This is a genomic window from Mesorhizobium sp. M1050 (assembly GCF_040318715.1).
Taxonomy (GTDB): Bacteria; Pseudomonadota; Alphaproteobacteria; order Rhizobiales; family Rhizobiaceae; genus Mesorhizobium.
In genome coordinates, this window is the sequence record NZ_JAMYMV010000183.1 from 1 (window position 1) to 567 (window position 567).

The window sequence follows — 567 nt, forward strand, 5'->3', positions numbered from 1 at the left end:
CGGCGTGACAACCACGCCCTGGTCGTCGCTCACGCTGACGCCAGACAGCGCGACATTGCCCAGATTGGTGACCGTGTATTTCCAGGAGATCGCTTCGCCGGTCAGGATGGTCAGACCGTCGCCGGATGTCGCACCGTCGACCGTCACCTTCTCGATTTTGATCGCCGCATTGGCGCCGAAATAGCCGGAGCCGTCGGTGTCGTCGGGATTGGCGCTATGGCCAGCGGTATCGGTGAACGATCCGGTGGCCGTGCCGATATTGCTGTAAGCGCCGATGCCGGCCACGCCGGTGCCGGTGAAAGTCCAAGTTTCGGTGGTGTCGAGCAGACCGTCAAGGTTGGTATCGCCGACATTGTGAGTGGCATCGCTGAGGACCGGCGTGACAACCACGCCCTGGTCGTCGCTCACGCTGACGCCAGACAGCGCGACATTGCCCAGATTGGTGACCGTGTATTTCCAGGAGATCGCTTCGCCGGTCAGGATGGTCAGACCGTCGCCGGATGTCGCACCGTCGACCGTCACCTTCTCGATTTTGATCGCCGCATTGGCGCCGAAATAGCCGGAGCC

General features: G+C 62.3%; 1 protein-coding gene. It reads right to left on the minus strand.

What is annotated here, in order from left to right; genetic code table 11:
- The coding region (locus NKH57_RS33790; RefSeq protein WP_352950706.1) for a CLIPPER-2 domain-containing protein at positions 1 to 567 on the minus strand (567 nt) is incomplete at both ends.